Source organism: Flavobacterium sp. (assembly GCF_965277525.1).
Taxonomy (GTDB): Bacteria; Bacteroidota; Bacteroidia; order Flavobacteriales; family Flavobacteriaceae; genus Flavobacterium.
This window is the reverse complement of the sequence record NZ_CBDIDC010000010.1, coordinates 102,354-116,910: the sequence shown is the minus strand read 5'-3', so window position 1 is coordinate 116,910 and position 14,557 is coordinate 102,354. Positions and strand designations below refer to the sequence as shown.

At 32.9% G+C, this 14,557-nt stretch carries 16 protein-coding genes, 1 other RNA gene and 1 pseudogene; 12 read left to right on the top strand and 6 right to left on the bottom strand.

All coding sequences use genetic code 11. The features are described 5' to 3' along the window. Positions 1-227: pseudogene (locus ACQY44_RS21090) on the top strand (NAD(P)H-dependent oxidoreductase); the annotation flags it as partial. Between the two features lie 85 nt (positions 228-312). Here ACQY44_RS21090 and ACQY44_RS21085 read toward each other — a convergent pair. Next, entirely contained in the window at positions 313-687 is a 375-nt protein-coding gene (locus tag ACQY44_RS21085) for a DNA polymerase III (RefSeq protein ID WP_428232243.1), read from the bottom strand. A gap of 260 nt (positions 688-947) precedes the next feature. Beyond that, complete coding sequence (gene dnaX, locus ACQY44_RS21080) at positions 948-2,033, bottom strand: DNA polymerase III subunit gamma/tau (RefSeq protein WP_428232242.1); 1,086 nt, start codon at positions 2,031-2,033, stop codon at positions 948-950. A 319-nt stretch (positions 2,034-2,352) separates the two neighbouring features. On the opposite strand from dnaX, the gene ACQY44_RS21075 reads away from it, so the two are divergent. From ACQY44_RS21075 to ACQY44_RS21050, 6 genes are all read left to right on the top strand, one after another. Next, entirely contained in the window at positions 2,353-2,928 is a 576-nt protein-coding gene (locus ACQY44_RS21075) for a hypothetical protein (protein WP_428232241.1), read from the top strand. A gap of 65 nt (positions 2,929-2,993) precedes the next feature. Further along, a complete protein-coding gene (locus ACQY44_RS21070) occupies positions 2,994-3,479 on the top strand; it encodes a cupin domain-containing protein (protein WP_428232240.1) in 486 nt (161 codons plus the stop codon). A 175-nt stretch (positions 3,480-3,654) separates the two neighbouring features. Continuing rightward, positions 3,655-4,134 carry a BON domain-containing protein gene (locus ACQY44_RS21065; protein ID WP_428232239.1) on the top strand — a complete coding sequence of 160 codons (480 nt, stop codon included), beginning with the start codon at positions 3,655-3,657 and terminating at the stop codon, positions 4,132-4,134. An 8-nt stretch (positions 4,135-4,142) separates the two neighbouring features. Further along, positions 4,143-4,514, top strand: coding sequence for a LysM peptidoglycan-binding domain-containing protein (locus ACQY44_RS21060; RefSeq protein WP_428232238.1), 372 nt, complete (start codon positions 4,143-4,145; stop codon positions 4,512-4,514). Between the two features lie 238 nt (positions 4,515-4,752). Then, a complete protein-coding gene (locus ACQY44_RS21055; RefSeq protein ID WP_428232237.1) occupies positions 4,753-5,001 on the top strand; it encodes a type II toxin-antitoxin system ParD family antitoxin in 249 nt (82 codons plus the stop codon). Further along, positions 4,994-5,287, top strand: coding sequence for a type II toxin-antitoxin system RelE/ParE family toxin (locus tag ACQY44_RS21050; protein WP_428232236.1), 294 nt, complete (start codon positions 4,994-4,996; stop codon positions 5,285-5,287). Before ACQY44_RS21055 ends, ACQY44_RS21050 begins: the two co-directional genes overlap by 8 nt. Before the next feature lie 312 nt (positions 5,288-5,599). On the opposite strand, the gene ACQY44_RS21045 is transcribed toward ACQY44_RS21050, so the two are convergent. Continuing rightward, the gene (locus ACQY44_RS21045; RefSeq protein WP_428232235.1) at positions 5,600-5,893 is read right to left on the bottom strand and encodes a hypothetical protein; all 294 of its coding nucleotides are present in this window, start codon (positions 5,891-5,893) and stop codon (positions 5,600-5,602) included. A gap of 124 nt (positions 5,894-6,017) precedes the next feature. Between ACQY44_RS21045 and rnpB the strand changes: the two genes are divergently transcribed. From rnpB to ACQY44_RS21030, 3 genes are all read left to right on the top strand, one after another. After that, an RNA gene (gene rnpB, locus ACQY44_RS21040) (RNase P RNA component class A) lies at positions 6,018-6,348 on the top strand. A 359-nt stretch (positions 6,349-6,707) separates the two neighbouring features. Then, positions 6,708-7,958, top strand: a complete 1,251-nt coding sequence (locus tag ACQY44_RS21035; protein WP_428232234.1) for a cation:dicarboxylate symporter family transporter — start codon at positions 6,708-6,710, stop codon at positions 7,956-7,958. Between the two features lie 227 nt (positions 7,959-8,185). After that, positions 8,186-9,106 (top strand): ketopantoate reductase family protein, encoded by a 921-nt coding sequence (locus ACQY44_RS21030; RefSeq protein WP_428232233.1) that lies wholly within the window; start codon positions 8,186-8,188, stop codon positions 9,104-9,106. Positions 9,107-9,110: 4 nt separating this feature from the next. On the opposite strand, the gene ACQY44_RS21025 is transcribed toward ACQY44_RS21030, so the two are convergent. Then, positions 9,111-9,356 (bottom strand): hypothetical protein, encoded by a 246-nt coding sequence (locus ACQY44_RS21025; protein WP_428232232.1) that lies wholly within the window; start codon positions 9,354-9,356, stop codon positions 9,111-9,113. Between the two features lie 131 nt (positions 9,357-9,487). Here ACQY44_RS21025 and ACQY44_RS21020 point away from each other — a divergent pair, with 131 nt between their 5' ends. Continuing rightward, positions 9,488-10,036: a hypothetical protein gene (locus ACQY44_RS21020; RefSeq protein WP_428232231.1), complete on the top strand. Its 549-nt coding sequence runs from the start codon at positions 9,488-9,490 to the stop codon at positions 10,034-10,036. Positions 10,037-10,068: 32 nt separating this feature from the next. Here the strand turns inward: ACQY44_RS21020 and ACQY44_RS21015 are convergent, their stop codons facing one another. Together ACQY44_RS21015 and ACQY44_RS21010 are read right to left on the bottom strand one after the other, a co-directional pair. Next, a complete protein-coding gene (locus ACQY44_RS21015; RefSeq protein WP_428232230.1) occupies positions 10,069-10,758 on the bottom strand; it encodes a response regulator transcription factor in 690 nt (229 codons plus the stop codon). A gap of 12 nt (positions 10,759-10,770) precedes the next feature. Next, positions 10,771-12,129 (bottom strand): sensor histidine kinase, encoded by a 1,359-nt coding sequence (locus tag ACQY44_RS21010; RefSeq protein WP_428232229.1) that lies wholly within the window; start codon positions 12,127-12,129, stop codon positions 10,771-10,773. Positions 12,130-12,419: 290 nt separating this feature from the next. Between ACQY44_RS21010 and ACQY44_RS21005 the strand changes: the two genes are divergently transcribed. Continuing rightward, on the top strand, positions 12,420-14,534 hold the full coding sequence (locus tag ACQY44_RS21005; RefSeq protein ID WP_428232228.1) for a TonB-dependent receptor domain-containing protein: 2,115 nt from the start codon (positions 12,420-12,422) through the stop codon (positions 14,532-14,534). Positions 14,535-14,557: the final 23 nt, after the last annotated feature.

Here is a 14,557-nt window from a genome sequence, read left to right as displayed (position 1 = left end):
TAAAAGGAAAAACCGCACATATTATCACGACTTTAGATCAGCCTGGTTGGTATTACAGGTTTTTTTACGGTAGGCCAAGTATAAATCAATTAAAGAAATCTACTTTAGAATTTTGTGGAGTCAAAGCCGTAAAAATCAGTTATATCGGGATTGTTAAAACTGCTGGCGAAGAACAAAGAAAAAAATGGCTTGAAAAAGTATTCAATTTTGGCTGGAGAAATAAATAAGTATTCACATCAATTGCACTAATTTTTGCGAATTAATTTTTATAAAATTTGAAAATAAAAATTAGTGCAATTTGTACTTACAATCTTAAGTATGCAGGTCCAGACCAAATGTAGTACGCAAAAGATCAATATTTGGATTAATCTCCATTAAACGATTGTATTTGTCCTGATCGTTAAGACTCCTTTTCATTTCGATAGCTTCATTTACAATGATCTCGATCTTAATATCGTGATTGTGTAAGTGGCCTTTTAAATGTCCTAAAAGACCATTCATCTGACTTTCGAAATCTAATTTAGAACCTTCATTAGGCAATTCAAGTGTAATAGTCGTTCCGTTTAAAGTTGGGTCGTTAATTAATAATAACGATTCCATAATTCTTAAACCTTTATCACCCAAACGTTGGGCATATTTATTCCATTGCACTAACATTTCTGTCTCCGTAAAGTCTTCTGTTGGCATTACAGAAGTAGGTTTTACATAAGATTGCTTGTTAGCCTCCAGTTCTTTTTTCTTGCGAATACTTGATAGTGAGAAAGCAGAAATTTTAGGTTCATTGCTTACTTCAGGTTTTGGAATAACAGGAGTTTCCTCGTTTTTTTGAGTATCAGTTGTAGCGGATCCTGCATTGGCAGTTTGCTTTGAAACTTCTGTAGTTTCAGTTTTCGAATCTTTGACTTCAACTATAGAATAACCACCATTTTTATAATAAGTAGGGGGAATTATGAATTGCTCAACTTTTTTTTTTCTCCATCAAAATTGATAGAGGCCAATTGCATTAAACATAATTCAACTAAAAGACGTTGATTCTGACTTAATTTGTATTTTAAATCACAATCATTGGCAATATCAATTCCTTTTAATAAAAAGTCCTGAGAGCATTTTTGTGCTTGTACGCCATACATTTGTTGTGCCTGTTCACCCACTTCAAGCAAAGCGATTGTGGCAGGAGTTTTGCTTACTAGTAAATCCCTGAAATGCGAAGCCAGACCGGCAATAAAATGATGTCCGTCAAAACCTTTTGAGAGGATATCATTGTAAGCCAGTAAAAGATCCGGAATCTTATTTTCTAACAGTAAATCGGTAATACTAATGTAAGTTTCGTAATCTAAAACGTTTAGGTTTTCAGTTACGGCCTGACGGGTTAAGTTTGTTCCGCAGTACGAAACTACACGGTCAAAAATAGATAAAGCATCACGCATTGCGCCATCAGCTTTTTGAGCAATAATGTGCAAAGCATCGTCTTCAAAATTGATTCCCTGACTTGTTGCAACTTCAGCTAAATGTTCTTTAGCATCTTTTACGGTAATTCGTTTGAAATCAAAAATCTGACAACGAGATAAAATCGTTGGGATAATCTTGTGTTTCTCTGTAGTTGCTAAGATGAAGATAGCATGTTTTGGCGGTTCTTCTAACGTTTTCAAAAAAGCATTAAAAGCTGCCGAAGACAACATATGAACCTCGTCAATAATATAGACTTTATATTGTCCGGTTTGTGGTGGGATTCGAACCTGGTCAATCAGGCTACGAATGTCGTCAACCGAGTTGTTGGAAGCCGCATCTAACTCAAAAACGTTAAAAGCAAAATCTTCGTTAGGATCATCATACCCGGGCTGGTTGATCTTGCGGGCCAAAATACGTGCACAAGTCGTTTTACCAACTCCACGTGGTCCTGTGAATAAAAGGGCAGAAGCAAGGTGATTGCTGTCTATGGCATTCAGCAAAGTGTTGGTAATGGCTTTCTGACCTACAACATCCTTAAAGGTTTGTGGGCGATATTTACGGGCCGATACTACAAATTGTTCCATATTCTTTATTATTCGATAGCAAAGATAGGCTGAAAATTGCCAATTCACAAATCTGAAAACAACAAATCTTAGAGGATTTTTGAGTGTTTTGAATATGAGAAAGTAAGCGTTAATTTTGATGAAAAACCTTTAATAAATTAAGAAAATAAAAGCTTTTTTTGTCAATTTGGTGTAGCATAATAAAACTGGGTATTCCATAATTTTCATGCTTAATTTATTTGTAACAAAAAAGGATTATTTTAGCAGGAACCAAAAGCGCATTTTTAGCTTAATTGATTTTGAGTTTTTAAAGTGCAATACATAAACTAACCTTATTATAATGGAAAAAATATTCACAGGAATTTTAAAATTAAAACCAGGAACTTTAGCAATATTATTAATGTTAGTTCCTTTTCTTGCAATGGCGATATCTGCAATAATTACCTTAATTTCGATATTTGCGAATTTTGAGTTTATTTTTCCTCTATTTTTAATTTCAATTACAATTGCGGTTTTAATTTATTTTATCTGGGTTTGGGCTGTAGTATATTATGTTGAAGAGGAAGAGAGGTCAAATACGCTTTATTTTAAAATTTCGTATTGGATATTTTTTTCTTATTGCCTGATTATGTTTATTATAAATCTTGGTCTGGACATCACGAAAAAACAATTTTTATTAGAAAATTCTACCTGGGCTATTATAGGGAGCATTGCAGGCCTTTATTTATTGATTGTATTTTTTAGTTACATCTATCTCAGCTACTTTATTTCAAAAAAGTTAACACTATTGCATAAGAATAATCGAATTCCTGATTTTCTTTATTTTGCCGGCGCATGGTGTTTTCCGGTTGGCATTCCATTTTTACAGGCTAAATTGCTGAAACAAAAGAGCATTTTTGATATAATTTCTAAATAATCTATATTCTCGCTTTCACGCTGGCGCGAGCGTCTTGCCCGTGATCGTAATCAAACCAATATTAAATGAGAGAAGTAAAACCAATCATAACCGTTAACGAAACCGAAGGCCAAAAACTAAAAATAGCCGGAGGGAACTATCGCATCATCATTTCAGGAAAAGAAACCAATGGAGAATATGCTGTAATCGAAATGTCGGTTCCTCCGGGAGCTGGCCCGAATTTGCATTCGCATGCTGATTTCACAGAAACTTTTTATGTGTTGGAAGGAGAAGTTTCGTTCAAATCAGAATCGGGAAATTATATCGCGAAGCAGCATTCTTTTATCAATATTCCGAAAGGAGGAATTGTACATGGTTTTAAAAATATAACCGACAAACCTGCTAAATTGTTATGTACGGTAGCTCCAGCCGGATTGGATGATTTGTTTGAGGAAATGGCAAATTATTTAGAAAGTGATTCTTCAAATTCAGAAAATGAAACGAAAGAGAAAATAAGTTCCCTTTTTGAAAAGTATGGACAAAAAATGTATCCTGAGAATTATTTGGACTAAATAACGATGGGAATTTTCCAAAAAGTAAAAAAGTTTTGAATCACAAAATTCAGGACTTTTTTTATGCGCTATTTTTAAGAAATCATCAAGAATCGAAATTGTAAGATTATTTTGTAATATGTTATTGATTAATTCGTTAACTTTAAATAGTTAATTAATTAAAAAAATATCTATTATGAGAATTAAATCTATTTTATTAGGAGTGAGTCTTGCTATTTCATTAGTGGCTTGTGGACCTAAAGATGCAGATATTCAAAAAGAGATTACTGCAAAACTGAGTGCTTTACCAGGAGTTGAAGTTACTGTAAAAGATGGTGTTGCCACTATTACAGGTATTTGTAAAGATGATGTTTTTAAACAAAATGCGGAGAGTATTATTAAAGGTATTAAAGGCGTTAAATCAGTAGTGAATAATTGCGAAATCGCAGCACCGGAAACTGTGAGTACTCCCGCTCCTGTTGAAATTAATCCCGATAGCGTTTTAAGTACTTCCGTAAATGAAGTGGTGAAAACGTATAACGGAGTGAGTGCTACAGTGAAAGATGGTGTGGTAACGCTTACCGGAACTATCAAAAGAGACCAATTGCCGAATTTGATAAAAAGTGTACAGGAATTGAAGCCTAAAAAGGTGGAAAATAAGTTAACTATTAAATAAAGGAAGCTATGAGTTTAAAAGATAAATACAAAGAGTTGACAGATTTGGCTACTAATTTAGGAATAGCCAATTTGCAAATAAGAGAGCAGGATAATGTATTGTATATTGATGGTACAGCAAAATCTGCAGAAGACAAGGAAAAACTTTGGCAGGCTTACGGCAAAACAGATCCTGATTTTAGATCGGCAGATGTGGTGATGAATATTACTGTTGCTGAAGGAACAACAACAGAATATACCGTTGTCAGTGGTGATTCGTTATCGAAAATAGGAAAAGCACACGGTGTTTCCTGGGAAGCTATTTTTGAAGCTAATAGAGATATTATTAAAAATCCAGCTTTGATTCAGCCGGGTTGGAAGCTAAAAATACCAACAGCATAATTTATTTTATTAGTTGTTTTTTTAAGTCCGTCTTACGATGGACTTTTTTTTGGCTATTGGTGAGAGATGGCAGGCGGATGACACGGATTCGCTGTCAAGAAAGCGCTGATTTATTAGGATTTTGGTGTTTTCGAGGAACGTTTTTAACCGTAAAGAATGCAAAGAATCTAAATTTAAAGTTTGTTACAGTTTTGAAGTGTTACCTAAAATTGGTAACTTTGAAATAAGTATAAATGTTATGGGACGAAATACATCAATATCACTGGGAAATCACTTTGAAAACTTCATTGAAAATAGTCTTTCTGAGGGAAGATTTAAAAATGCCAGCGAAGTTGTCAGGGCCGGATTACGCCTCTTGGAAGAAGAAGAAAATAAACTAATTATTTTAAAGAAAGCAGTTCAGGACGGAATTGACAGTGGACGTGCTGAAAACTTTGACGCTAATAAACATCTTGAAAGTTTAAAAGCAAAGAGAAAAAATGGCTAAATATCATCTAACGAATAAAGCAGTTGAAGATTTAACTAATATTTGGAATTATACTTATGATGAATGGTCAGAAAGTCAGGCGGATAAATATTATCTTTTACTTTTAAATTCCTGCCTGGAAATAGCCGAAAATCCAAATCTTGGCAAAAAATACGATATCATAGCAGAAAAATTATTTGGTTTTAAATCGAATCAACATATACTTTTTTATCGGATTATTTCAAATAGTGAAATTGAAATTATTCGAATTATTCATGGAAGAATGGATTTAAAAAGTCAGTTTTAGAGTTTTTAGTGAAATGAGCACAAAAAAAGGGCACGCAGATTCACGAGGATTTTTTTCTCTTTTCGAGGAACGTTTTTAACTGCAAAGAACGCATAGGATTTACGCAAAGTTCGCAACGTTTACTTTCATTTTTGTCATTCCTCGGCATAACATAGATTGTAGAAAAATTAGATATCCGACGATTTAAGTGATAGTAACTAATAAAAAAAGAAAGTGAATTTACACAGGAATTAATCGTTTGAAAATAACAAATTAAGTATTTAGGTCGCTGAGTATAAAGCATTTTAAACTCAGCGACTGATTGTTTATTTATTATCTTCCTTTTATACTCAAATCGCTTAAAAATTTGGCAGTTTCCTGATCTGAGTCGGCGGAGAAGCCTGCTACATAAACGCCTTTTTTACCTGATATTGATTTAATTCCGTATACAACTGCTTCATCGCCAGGGTCTGAATCCCCTTCGTATCGATACACATGAACAATTTCAAATTTTTCAGGATTTTTTTTAATCACATCTGAGTTTAAATTAAAATCAAACGTAAATCCTTTTTCATTCAATTGATCTAAAGCTTTTGAAACAGTTGCGTAGTGATACATTCTAATCATGATAATTGAATTTTAAAATTATGGATTTTAAAGATAACTCTTTTAAAATTAAAAAGTTATCAAAATAAGGCAAAAAACTAAAATTTAAAATCATTATTGTTAGTGTATAAATCGCTACTTTTGCGCCGCAGACCGCCTTATCGTCGTCCCGTCCCGATTGTTATCGGGATCGGGAGGGAGGAAAGTCCGGACACCATAGAGAAGCATAGCGGGTAACACCCGTCGGGGTTAGTAATAACTTCAGGACAAGTGCAACAGAAAGTATGTACAGGTAATGCTGTAGTGAAACCAGGTAAACTCTATGCGGTGAAATACCAAGTATATCAGCATTTAAGGGCTTCTCGTCCGTTGTTGAAGGGTAGGTAGCTCGAACTTATGAGTAATTGTAAGTCTAGATAAATGATAAGGCTCTGATTTATCAGAGACAGAATCCGGCTTATAGGTCTGCATTTTTTTAATATTAAGCATCTCAATCGCAACTAATATTAATTTAAAAAATCCTACTGCGAAATTTGCATTCGTACTGTATTTTATTTATCTCTGTTCAGTAATACTATTGCTTTTCGAAGTCTTTTTTCTTATTTGTTTTCCGGTCAATACTTTAAGTTAACTTTATTTTGTTATTTTAAAAAATTATTAAGCACGAAAACGATATTGCAAATAGCTTTATTTGATAAAAAATTAAATCATGAAAAAATATACCCTTCTTATAAGCGCATTTATATTCGCTTCTTCTACTGAAGAAAATTCTTCAAAATCAGATATTCAAAAGCCAACCGTTACGTTCTACTTAAATAAAAACTAATCTGTCCTTATGCATATAACCAATCCTCAAAAGACATTTAAACCTAAAAAAAGTGTTTTTTATACTATAACTACCAATCTTACTTTTTGGGTTCTGATTGCTATTATTGCCGGAATTCTACTTGGACATTTCTCGCCCGAAAATGGGGTAAAAATGGAAATGTTAGGAAAAAGATTTATCGATATTATTAAACTTTTTATTGGTCCAATCATCTTTCTGACGATTGTTTTGGGAATTTCCGGAATGGGTAATCTTAAGAAAGTAGGACGAATTGGGATTAAAGCCCTCGGTTATTTTGAGGTAGTTTCGACAGTTGCTTTGGCAATTGGTGTAGCAGTAGCCTATTTTTTTAAACCCGGAAAAATAGATCGGTCTGGTTTGACTTTTGGAGATGCCAGCCAGTATACAAAAGGTACTGCTGAACATTTTTCGTGGCTGCAGTTTTTCTTTTCGAATTTTACCTTACAGGTTTTAGTGGCTGCGATTGTTTGCGGAATTACATTGAATTTCTATAAAAAAAGAGAGCAGACGATTCTGGTTTTAGAACGTTTTTCGAAAGTGGTTTTTACGGGATTAAAATATGTTATGTATCTCGCTCCGATTGGTGCTTTTGGCGGAATGGCTTACACCATTGGTAAGTTCGGGCTGGGAACTATGATTCCTTTAGGCAAATTGATGTTGTGCGTTTACCTGACGATGGCGTTGTTTGTGTTTTTAGTTTTAGGAAGTATCTTAAAGTACTACAAAATCAGTATTCTTTCGATTCTAAAATATATTAAAGAGGAACTTTTACTAGTTCTTGGGACTTCATCGTCTGAGGCCGCTTTGCCCAGTATTATGATGAAACTGGAACAAATGGGCTGTAGTAAGTCAGTCGTGGGATTAGTGATTCCAACGGGATATTCTTTCAATCTTGACGGAACTTCGATTTATTTGTCGATGTCGGTTATATTTCTGGCGCAATTGTATGATGTGCATTTGAGTTTTTTCGAAATATTGAGCATAATCGGAATTCTGATGATCACTTCAAAAGGTGCAGCGGGAGTTACGGGAAGCGGATTTATTGTTTTGGCTTCAACTTTGACCGCTTTGCATAAAATTCCGGTGGAAGGTTTGGCTTTTTTACTGGGCGTGGATAAATTTATGAGCGAGGCCCGCGCTATAACCAATTTGATAGGAAATACAGTGGCGACGATCGTAATTTCGAAAAGTGAACATGATTTTACGGAGTTGAATCTTGATCCTGTTTTAGAAGAATAATTACTTTGCGGGATTGTACGCGGATGACACGGATTCGCTATCGTGAAAACGCAGATTTATGTGGATTTTTTTTATTGGTCTGTGTTTATTTTACGAAGCAGTAACTGTATTTTTGTCTTTTCGACCGAAGGGAGAAAAGATAAACTACTTGGTTGCTTTACTTTATAGTATTGGAATTTGATACCGATCGCTTTCGGGGTAAAAAAAATGAATTTAAATAATTTTTTATGAAAACAAGAATCGGAATTTTGGGACTCGGTGGAGTAGGTGGTTATTTTGGAGGACTTCTGGCGAAAGCCTATTACAAGTCTGATGATGTTGAAATCATCTTTATTGCGCGTGGTGAAATCCAAAAAACAATTGCAGAAAATGGCTTGAAAATCATTACGGATGATTCTGAGATAATTGTCTATCCAAAATTAGTTTCGAATAATCCTGATGAAATTGGAATCCTCGATTATTTAATTTGCGCTACCAAAACCTATGATATTGAGGAAAGTTTGCTTTCGTTAAAAAAGTGTATCACTGCAGCAACTACAATTCTTCCGTTATACAATGGCGTTGACGCGCCGGAACGTATTCTACAACTATATCCTGACAATGAAGTTTTGCAAGGTTGTGTTTACATTATTTCGATGATTCATTCACCTGGAACAATTCGCAAAATTGGTTTTTACGAAAAACTGTTTTTTGGTTCTGAAACGGCTCCGATTTCAAAATTAAATGAATTACAAAGTATTTTTCAAAAAGCTAAAATTGAGAGCTATTTGGTCGAGAATATCGAAGAAACCGTTTGGGAGAAATTCATTTTTATTTCTGCTCTGGCTACGGTGACTTCTTATCTAAATCAGAATATTGGCGAAGTTTTAAACAATCCGGATTCAAAGGCAATTTATATAGCATTGCTTACTGAAATTGAATTGGTCGCTAAAGCTAAAGGTTTGAAATTACCCGAAGATATTGTAAATCAGACCATCATAAAACTAGAGAAATCGCCTAAGGAAGCGACTTCATCTATGCATAGAGATTATTTGGCGGGTAATAAAATAGAAGCAAATTCGCTTACAAGATTTGTTGTGAAGGAAGCTGCAAAATATGGCGTTAAAACTCCTCTATATCAAAAAATAAGTAATGTTTTATTGTCTTAGCAGTCTATGCTTCATCTTTTGTAGCACGAACTAAGCTAATGCCGGACATGAAAAAGACAATACCAAGTATGCCGTAGATAATTAATGATTTAATGTCTCGTGTTTCGCCTGAAGTACCTGCGAATATAACTGCAGTGTAAATCAAACCAACTATTCCGAGGATCGTAAGTAACCCTCCGAAAAATCTTTTTAGGTTCATGATGTTTGGTTTTAAAGTTTTCATTACAAATGTATTACGCAGTTTGTGCATGATGTTATACAATTGATTCTAAAACTTATATCATTTACAGTAAAATCCTTTATTAATATATAGTCAGAAAATATTTTAAGAAGGTTGTTTTATTAAGTGCTATTTTTACGCCAACTAATTTAAAACCAAATATGAAAAAAAACTACTTGTTCTTACTTTTTGCTGTTATTTTTATTAATGCTGTTCAGGCTCAAAATGATGCTCCGGTTTCTGTAGTCAAAAATCAGTTTAAGATTAATATGTTATTTCCGGGCTTTGTTTATGAGCATGGTTTTGATGCTAAAAACACACTTTATTCTGAGGTAACATTAGGAGTTGGTTATCGCTATAGCAGTTATTATGATGAATCAAGCTGGTATGTTTTTCCTACGATCAATGAACAGTTTCGTCATTATTATAATTTAGAAAAAAGAGCAGGTAAAGGCAAAAGGACCGCTCGCAATTCAGGAAATTTTGTAGCTGCATCTGCTTATTACAATTTTAAGTCATTAAATACCAACGAAAAATATGGAAATTATGATCCTTCCTTTACTGTAGCAGCACTGTGGGGATTTCAACGTACTTACAAAGGTAGATTTAATCTTGAGATACATTTAGGTCCCGGAGTAAATTTTGATAAATACGATACTGAATTTGTCCCTGTCAGCAATATTACTTTAGGCTGGGTTATCGGGAAATAATCACAAGAAATATAGTAGAAAACCTTGATTTATCAAGGTTTTTCTATTTTAAATTCTAAACCAATATTTCGAGTGCTTTCAATTCTGATTTTTGGATCTGAATTAAAATATTTTCTAAGCCTGCTGACAAAAACGTCCATACTTCGTCCTGAGAAATAATCATCTTTTTTCCAGACAGACATTAAAATTTGATCCCTCTTTAATAACTGGTTATGGTTCAGATATAAATACTCAATAAGAGAAGCTTCCATTTCTGTGAGCTGCTGGACATGATTTTTATTATTTAGAGTTAATCTTTCATTATCAAAAATATAAGAACCAATTTCAATTATATTCTCTCCGTTTAGACTTCGTTTTTGTTCGATTCTCTTTAGAATATTCTGCAAGCGCAGAATGAGTTCGTCGACTTCAAAAGGTTTTATGATATAGTCGTCTGCACCTAGTTTTAACCCAATGATTTTGTCTTCTTTTAACTTTCTTGCAGTTAGAAAAATAAATGGAATCTCAGGATTGATTGTAATTATTTTTTCGGCCAATGAAAATCCGTCCAATTTTGGCATCATGACATCAAAAATGCAAATATCAAAAGCCTCGTTTTTAAAATAGTCTAAGGCTATTTCTCCATTTTCTGCCCAGATAACTTCAAATTGATGCAATTCTAAATATTTTTTTAAAATCCCGGCAAAATCAAAATCGTCTTCAGCTAAAAGTAATTTTTTCAAAATAATGTAATGTTAAACGTTTAATAAAATAGTAAACCTGGTTCCTTTTCCTATATCGCTCATAACGCTAACAGAGCCCTGATGCGCTTTTATAATTTGATCCACATAATACAATCCTAAACCTAAGCCTTTTGTATTATGAAGATTTCCTTGTGCTACGCGATAGAATTTTTCAAATAGAAGTGATTGTTTGTTCTTTTCAATTCCAATTCCGTCATCTTCAATACTAATAGAAAATTGATTTTGAACTAATCTTGTTTTTATCGTAATCTTATTTGAACCATATTTTACGGCATTTTCCAGAACATTTAAAAAAGCGGTTGTCAGATGGAACTTATCTAAAACTAAAATGGTTTTCTGCGTTTGAAAATCAGTTTGAAGATTGATTTTTGGATATGTAATCTTAAAATCATTCACGATTGTTAACAGAAAATCTTCCGTTTCTATTTTTTCTTTTTGCAATTCAATTCCATTTTCAGCCAATGAATTTGCCATAACCTGATCGATTAAATTCTGTAAACGATTGTTCTGACGGGAAATGGTATTGACGATGGCATTAAAATTTTCATCATTGTCCCGAATATCTTTTCGTTCTAATATCTTAGTAGAAATCCCTAAAGTCGACAAAGGTGTTTTAAGTTCGTGAGTAATATTATTAATGAAATCTGTTTTGATCTCGTTTACCTTTTTCTGTTTGATTAAAGCTTTTATAGCAATGACAAAAAGCGTTATCAGCGTTACTATCGAAAGCAAAGACAGAATTAAAATGAACATCATTCGTCTTAAAATGATCATTTCCCAGTCGATTACAGAAACATACATTGAATCTTCTGTCAATAATTTATAATCCTGACTGGCGTAAGTTCCGTTTGTCGTACCAACGTAATTGCGAACTAAAAAGGCATGGTTTAAAGATCTCAGATTTCCGTATAATTTGTTTTGAATGAAAGGTTTTTCGGAGAAAATGGTATCCGCTTTTCTTGCGTTTTGATACAGCACAAACTTGTTCAGTACAATAGCAAAATCTATTTTTAGGTTGGGTAAGTCTCTTTGAAACTTACGTTGAATTTTCTGGGTTAAAACATCGTTATATTCATTGTCAAGAATATAGGACTTCACTTCTGATTTGGTTTTTTTGCCCTGAATATAATTTTCAGATAACTGTTTGTAGAGTGCCTCTTTTTTAGCAATAATAACCGAATCAATGTCACTGTAATTATTGGAAATTTTAGCAATTTCATTCTTGATCTCAGTATGAAACTGCGCCACTTTATAATCGTAAGTCGTTTTTACCAAATAGCATTGTACAGCTGATAAAACAATCAAAGCGACGACAGAAAAGACTATTAATAAATTGATTCTTTGTTTCATGAGTTGTTTTTGTTATGGCCCGCAGAGCAATCGGGTTTATATAGGATTACACAGATTTTTTTTTGTTTTTCACGCAGATTTAAACAGATTTAAATTGATCTGCTAAATCTGCAGAATCTGCGTGAAATCAATGCATGTTGATCAGTAAAACCTACGACAAATTTCCCAATTCAAAAATAATGCTTTTATGAAACAATAAACACATTAACTCCGCATTAACCTTCAATTAACCTCCAGTACACTTTTTTAGAAGCATTTTTGCAGGATTGCAACTTTAAAACCAACTATAAATGAACCTCTATTTGCCTTTTAAACTTTTTCTGATTTTATTGTTTTTCTTCATTTCTTTAATAGGAAATGCGCAAAATAAAACTCCAAAAGACAGTATTTCGACTGATCTTAATGAAGTAGTTGTCAGTCAGAATAAAAAGACTTTTACCAATACAAATGGAAATATAAAAGTAGATGTAGCCAGTTCTATTTATAACGCAATTCCTAATACAATAGATTTATTGTCAAAATTGCCAACAGTTCAGGTGAGTTCAGATAGAGAAAGTATTTCAGTTGTTGGGAGAGGAAATCCTTTAATCTATATTGACAATCAAAAAGTGGGAATGAACGATTTGAATGCTTTGGCTGTAGCCGATATCAAAACAATCGAAATCATTCAGAATCCATCTTCTAAATACGAAGCTGAAGGCCGTTCTGTAATTTTAATTACACGTAAATTCAGCAAAAAAGATAGTTTTAGAACGGAGATTTCTGAAGTTGCTTCTTTCAGGAAAAAGTACAGCAATTCTCTTGGGTTGAATACCAGTTTTAAAAAGAATAAATTAGAGTGGAAAGCCAATTTTAGTTACAATGACCTACAGCCTTGGGAAAATCATAGTATAGACTATCAGATTCCTAATGCCGAAATTACCTCTAAATATGATGTGACAGCTTATTCAAAAAAAAGTCAATTTATTTTTGGCGGCAGTTTATTTTACAAAATAAATGAAGATGATTCTTTTTCGTTTAGTGTGAATAGTAAACTTCAAAAAGACGTTTTCCCTATCAATACTATTACAGATAATAAAAATAAAGAGGTAGAAAATAATGTTTTGACCTACAGTGATAATGACAGTAAAAAGAATTTTGTAAACTCATTTCTTAACTATACAAAAAAGATACAAGCTATAGATACAGAGGTTTTCACTGGATTTCAATATTCTAATTTTGATCAGGGATTGTGGAGTCAGGTTCAGAATAATTATAATAATACTCAATTTGAACTGGCACAATTTCGGGATCAAAAATTTAAAGTGAATGTGTTTTCAGGAAAAATTGATGTTGAAAAGAAGTTTAAAAACGAAATGAAATTTGAAATAGGAGGATTGTATGCTGCTGCAGATTCAAAATCTGATTCGGACATATTTGATTATGAAAAAAGTAAAAGTGAACTTAGCCATTATGATTTTAAAGAACAAAATTTAGCAGGTTATAGTCAGCTTTCCGGAAAGATTAAAAAAGTCGATTTCTCGGTCGGATTTAGAGTAGAAAACACCAATGTAGACGGAAAATTTAAAACCGATTTAGCACCTTTAATTAATAAAAACTATACTATTTTTTTTCCGAAAGCACAATTTTCAGTTGCTTTAGACAGTACAAAAAATATTAGTTTAAATTATGCCAAAAGTATTTCCAGACCCAGTTATTCTTCTTTAAATCAGGGAACTACATATATAAATCCTTATTTTTTATATGCCAGAAATATCAATCTGGATCCCACGATTGTCAACGAAATTTCTTCGACTTTTCAGTATCATGATAAATCGGTGAAATTGACGTATTATCAAAATATAAATCCGGTTTACAATAGTTTTTTCTTTGATAAGGAGCTGAACATCATGACTTTTAAAGATGTGAATTTTGACAAGGAATCAGCATTCGTACTTGATTTCGAATTACCTTTTACTTATAAATTCTGGACTATGACGAATTCACTCGTTTTTGTTTCGGAGAAGATAGAAGATGCTTCTGCAGTATTTTTATCTTCAAAACCCTATACGTATTTTTATTCAAACAACGAATTCAAAATTCCAAAAGGATATACGGCAGTTCTTGGTTTTAGGGCAGTTACGAAACAAAATAAAGGGGTTTTTGAAAGAAATGCACGAGCAATTGTAGACATGGCAGTTTCGAAGATTTTTTTTAAAAATTGGAATTGTAGTCTGTACTTTAATAATGTCTTTAAAAAGATAAATGAAGAAGAAGTCTTTACAATTAATAACATTAGTTCAAAAGCAAGATATCTGGTGGATGAGCATGAGATTGCAATTTCGATTAAATACTCTTTTGGAAAAGTAAAGGAAACAGAGTATAAAGGTAAAAGCATGGAAGAGAACTCTAATAGACTTAATTAAAAATAAAAAAATCCCTTGAATTT